Consider the following 5,253-nt stretch of genomic DNA (forward strand, 5'->3'; position numbering starts at 1 on the left):
AGCGCGGCCCGCGCAGCCTGGCCGGCGTCGGGCGCGCCGAGGGCGACGATCTCCGCGCGGTCCAGGTTGAGGTTCTCAGGCCCGAGCAGCCGGTGCAGCACCGCCTGCGGGTGGCCGTGCGCGATGACGCGGGAAAAGCCCTCGCCGGTGTCGATGCCGTCCCAGCCGGCCGCGTCGAGGTCGAGGTCGAGCCCGGGCAGCACCACCGCGCCCCGCGGCAGCTTCGCTACGGCGGCGATGAGGCGGGCGGTGGCGGGGACCGAGCCGAGCGAGCCGGCGACGATCACGGGGTCCGGCGTCGCATTGCGCGACAGACGCCGCTCCTCGGCCAGCACGAGGCCGCGGGCGCGGGCGACGGGATCGGCGAGGCCCCGCTCGGACAGAAGCTTCGGCCAGTTCTCGGCGGCGATCTTCACGAAGTCCAGGGTCAGGCCGAAGTAGCGGGAATATTCGGCCTCGACGGCGGCGCCGATCTCCGACCAGGGCAGGCCCTCGACGGTGAGGGCGTCCATCAGCCGTTCGAGATCACCGGCGAGGCCGACCGCGTCGGCCGGGGAGGACGGCACGAGGAACGGCACCTCGGCGTCCAGCGGCAGCAGGGTCCGGTCGACGGTCTTGGCCCAGGCCTGGACGAGGCGGGCGAGGATCAGCCGGCGCTCCAGCGGAGGCATCGGCGCGCTCAGGGGATCGGCGTTGGCCTCCAGCAGCGGCTCGGCGGCGAGGTCGAGTTCCGCCTCGTCGGCCTCCCCGAGGGGAATCATCCGCGGCAGCAGGGTGGCCCGACCGGGCGCGTCCCGGCCAAGCCTCTCGGCCAGGATCGCGCCGAGCGCCCGGGCGGCGCGGCGGGTCGGCAGGTAGATCGTGACGGCGGCGAGCGCCAGCGGATCGTCCGCGACCGGCCCGACGAGCCGGCCGGAAAGCAGCGCCTCGGCGAGCGTCGGAAGAAACGGGACGCCGCGGGAGATGGTGAAGACGGCGTGTCGGGCGGGCATGGGCGGGCTTCTACGCCCGCCGAGGCGGCTCGGACAGGGGGCGCGGGGTCGAGATGCGGGGATCGGACGGGTCTCCCACGCGCCCTCCCCCGTCTGCGGGCGACCGGATTCACATCTCAGTCTGGCAGCACGGGCACAGGAGGACGCGCGGGTCCCCTCCCCCACGCGGGAAAGGGGGGCGCGTCGGGCCCGGTCCGGGCCGATGGGCAAGCACCCTAGCCCCTACGGAAGACGGAGCCGGTCGCGCTCGGCCGAGGGTTCTCAGCCCCGCGCCCCCGCGGCGGCGCCGTAGCCGGCGCGGCGGCCGAACACGACGCCGGAGGTCAGCCCCGAGCCGCCGGGATAGCCGTTGAAGAACACGCCGCCCACCATCTCGCCGCAGGCGTAGAGGCCAGGGATCGCACGGCCGTCCTCGCGCTTCACGCCGCCATCGTCGCCGACCTCGACGCCGCCATAGGTGAAGGTGATGCCGCCTGTGACCGGGTAGGCCTTGAACGGCCCGGTCTCGATCGTCTGGGCCCAGTTCGACTTCGGCAGGGCGAGCCCCTTCGTGCCGCGCCCATCCTTGACGGTCGGGTCGAACGGCACGGTCCCGTCCACGGCGACGTTGAAATCCGCGATGGTCCTCTTCGCGGCCGCGCGGTCGATGCCGTCGAGCCTGTCGAGGAGCCCGTCCAGGGTATCCGCCTCGACGAAATGCGCGTCGTGGAACCGGTACTCGCTGTAGAGCAGGTGATCGACCTTGGCGTCGAAGATCTGCCAGGCCACGTGGCCGGGCTGCTCCATGATCGCGCGGCCGAACTGGGCATAGGTGTAGTTGCGGAAATCCTTCCCCTCGTCGACGAACCGCTCGCCGTTCGCGTTGAGCATCAGCCCCAGGAAGTAGCAGATCTTCCGGTAGTGCTTGCGCTCGCCGTGCGGCAGGTCGAGGTTGCCGTAATCGGGCGTGTGCAGGTCCATCGGCGTGGCGTGGCAGCCGCCGTAGAAGCCGTGGGCCTTCGCGCCCAGGTCCAGGGCCATCTGGAGCCCGTCGCCCTGGTTGTGCGGCGTGCCGCGCACCCGGGCCTTGTCCCAGCCCTCGCCGATGAAGCGCGTCCGCAGGGCGGCGTTCGACTCGAAGCCGCCGCAGGCGAGCACCACGGCCTTGGCGCGGAAGGCTCCCTGCGGCGTCTCCACGCCGACGACGCGTCCGTCCTCGACGGTCAGCCCGGTGGCCGGGCAGCCGTAGCGGATCGTACCGCCGGCCTCGGTGAAGGCCTCGAGCTCGGTCCGGGCGAGGCCGAAGCCCTCGTCGTGGGTGGCGAGCGTCAGGCCGCCCCAGAACGCGAAGCGCCCCTCCTTCTCGAAGGATTGCCGAGAGTAGATCGGCTCGAACTTCACGCCCTGCGTCGCCAGCCAGCGCAGGGCCGCGCCGCTCTCGTCGATCAGGATGCGCTGCTCGCGCGACAGCGGCCGCCCGTCGTTGAAGCCGAGCAAGTCCTTCTCGAACGTCTGCGCCGTATAGGCGCCGAAATCGGTGCGCGGCAGGCGCGGATCCTCGGGGTCGGCCAGCAGCGGGATCAGGTCGTCGTTGCCCGCGTAGACGAAGCGCATGGCGCCTGCCGTGTAGGCGGTGTTGCCGCCGGCGAGATCCTGCTCCGCCTTCTCGATCATCAGCACCGAGGCGCCGCGCTCCAGGGCGGCGAGCCCGGCGCTCATGGCGGCGTTTCCCGACCCGACCACCACCACGTCCCACTGCGCGTCGCCCGGGCGCTGCATGCCAACCTCCTCTTCGCCGTTCGGCCTCGCGTTATTGTATACGAGTGCATGCAATATGCCGCAAGCGTTTCGGCGGCGTCGGTTTCGGGCTATGGCCAAGCCGAGGAGAGCCGGGAATGAAGGCGAGCGAATCGGAGCGCTCCAGCGGCGCCGGCGCCTATGAGCGGCTGCTGCGGGCGATCGAGGAGGGCGAACTCGCGCCCGGCAGCCGCCTGCGCGAGGCGGAGCTGGCCGAGCGGTTTCAGATCAGCCGCACGCCGGTGCGCGAGGCGCTGGGCCGGCTGGAGGCGCAGGGCCTCGTCGCCCACGAACCGCACCGGGGCGCCAGCGTGGCGCAGCTCGATTACGGGCAGGTGAGCGAACTCTACGATCTGCGCGAGGTGCTGGAGGGGACGGCCGCCCGCCTCGCGGCGATCCATGCGAGCGCGGTCGAGACCGAGATCCTGGAGGAGATGGTCGCCCGGGACCGGACGCTGCTGGGGGACGCGCCAGCGCTCGCGCGGACCAACCGTCTGTTCCACCGGCAGATCCACGGAGCGGCGCGCAACCGCTTCCTGCAGAGCACGCTGGAGACGATGCGCCTGTCCCTGGTGCTGCTGCCGGGCGCCACCACGCTGGCGGCCCCCGACCGCGCCGCGGAGTCGCTCACCGAACATGCCGCCATCGTGGCGGCGATCCGGGCGCACGATGCAGACGGCGCAGAAGCGGCGGCCCGGGCGCATATCCGGGCCGCGTTCAAGGCCCGGATCCGGATCTGGCAGGAGAGCTGAGCGGCGATCGCCCTCAGGCGTGGGCGGGCACGCGCCCCAGTCCCGGCCGGCCCCGGAACAGCGCGAGCGTCGCGACGATGCCGCAGGCGGCCGCCGCCATGAGCCAGTAGCTCGGCGCCGCTCGGTCGCCGGTCTTCTCGATCAGGAAGGTGGAGACCATCGGCGTGGCCGTGCCGAACAGCGCGGTGGCGAGGCTGTAGGCCAGCGAGAAGCCGCTGGCGCGGACATGGGCCGGCACCACCTCGGAGAGGGAGACCACCATCGCGCCGTTGTAGACGCCGAAGAAGAACGAGAACCACAGCTCGACGGCGAGCATCTTGCCGAAGGTCGGATCGGCCACGAGCCAGTGCAGCGCCGGGTAGGTCGTCAGCAGCGACAGGGTCGAGATCGTCAGCAGCACCGGCTTGCGCCCGATCGCGTCCGACAGGGCTCCGCCCACGGGCAGCCAGATGAAGTTGGTGATCGCCACGAACAGCGTCACGATCAGGCTGTCGGTCTCGGTGAGCTTGAGGACGTTCCTGCCGAAGGTCGGGGTGTAGACGGTGATCATGTAGAAGGTCACCGTGGTCATCGTGGTCAGCATCATGCCGAGCAGCACGATCCGCCAGTTGGCGGCCACCGTGGTGAGGATCTCGCGGGTGGTCGGGTGGCGGGTCCGCTTGGCGAATTCCTGCGTCTCCTGGAGCGAGCGCCGGATGAAGAAGATGAACGGCACGATCAGGCAGCCGATCAGGAACGGGATGCGCCAGCCGAAATCGCCGATCTGCTGCTTGGTCAGGAAGGCGTTCAGCCCGTAGCCGATCAAGGCGGCGAACATGATCGCCACCTGCTGGCTCGCCGACTGGAACGAGGTGTAGAAGCCGCGCCGCCCGGGCGTGGCGATCTCGAACAGGTAGATCGAGACGCCGCCGATCTCGACGCCCGCCGAGAAGCCCTGGAGCAGGCGCCCGGCGAGCACGATCAGCGGGGCCGCGACGCCGATCGTGTCGTAGCTCGGGCAGAAGGCGATGAGCACCGTGCCGCTCGCCATGATCGCGAGCGTGATGATCAGGCCCTTCCGGCGCCCGATCCGGTCGATATAGGCGCCCAGCACGATCGCCCCGAGCGGCCGCATCAGCGCCCCGAGCCAGAACGTGCCGAAGGTCAGGAGCAGCTCGGTGGTCTCGTTGCCCGCCGGGAAGAACGCCCGCGCGATATAGGTGGCGTAGAAGCCGAACAGGAAAAAGTCGAACATCTCCAGGAAGTTGCCGCTGGTCGAGCGGAGGATCGCTCCGATCCTGGACTTGAGGGTGGCCTCGACGGCCCCGGGATCACCGGCCATGACGACGTCCTTTCCGGGTGCCCGTCAGGCACCGATCCACTTCATGGCGATGATGGTGCCGGTCACGGTCAGCGCGCCGCCGATCCGGGTGGCGATCTGCGCGAAGGGCATCAGCGCCATGCGGTTGGCCGCCGTGAGGATCGCCACGTCGCCGGTGCCGCCCTGGCCGCTGTGGCAGGCGTTCACGATGGCGGTCTCGATCGGGTACATCCCGAGCCAGCGCCCGACGACGAAGCCCACGGTCATCAGCGTCGCCACGGTCGACACGATGGTGATCAGGTTCACCAGCGTGAAGGCGGCCATTCACTCGTGCCAGGGCGTCATCGCCACGCCGATGGCGAAGAGCAGCGGGTAGGTCATCGAGACCTGCACGACTTGTAGACCACGAAGCCGCCCGCCTGGAGATGGGGCG

The 5,253-nt window shown here is 70.7% G+C and carries 3 protein-coding genes and 2 pseudogenes; 1 reads left to right on the top strand and 4 read right to left on the bottom strand.

Going from position 1 to position 5,253, the window contains the following annotated elements; genetic code table 11:
• Both I53_RS28465 and tcuA read right to left on the bottom strand, forming a co-directional pair.
• Positions 1-992: pseudogene (locus tag I53_RS28465) on the bottom strand (double-strand break repair protein AddB); the annotation flags it as partial.
• Between the two features lie 261 nt (positions 993-1,253).
• Positions 1,254-2,750: an FAD-dependent tricarballylate dehydrogenase TcuA gene (tcuA, locus tag I53_RS28470; RefSeq protein ID WP_043357370.1), complete on the bottom strand. Its 1,497-nt coding sequence runs from the start codon at positions 2,748-2,750 to the stop codon at positions 1,254-1,256.
• Positions 2,751-2,866: 116 nt separating this feature from the next.
• On the opposite strand from tcuA, the gene I53_RS28475 reads away from it, so the two are divergent.
• Positions 2,867-3,520: a GntR family transcriptional regulator gene (locus I53_RS28475; protein WP_043357372.1), complete on the top strand. Its 654-nt coding sequence runs from the start codon at positions 2,867-2,869 to the stop codon at positions 3,518-3,520.
• Between the two features lie 13 nt (positions 3,521-3,533).
• Here the strand turns inward: I53_RS28475 and I53_RS28480 are convergent, their stop codons facing one another.
• Both I53_RS28480 and I53_RS28485 read right to left on the bottom strand, forming a co-directional pair.
• Complete coding sequence (locus tag I53_RS28480; RefSeq protein ID WP_043357373.1) at positions 3,534-4,841, bottom strand: MFS transporter; 1,308 nt, start codon at positions 4,839-4,841, stop codon at positions 3,534-3,536.
• Between the two features lie 24 nt (positions 4,842-4,865).
• Positions 4,866-5,253: pseudogene (locus I53_RS28485) on the bottom strand (2-hydroxycarboxylate transporter family protein); the annotation flags it as partial.

Source organism: Methylobacterium sp. B1, assembly GCF_000333255.1.
Taxonomy (GTDB): Bacteria; Pseudomonadota; Alphaproteobacteria; order Rhizobiales; family Beijerinckiaceae; genus Methylobacterium; species Methylobacterium fujisawaense.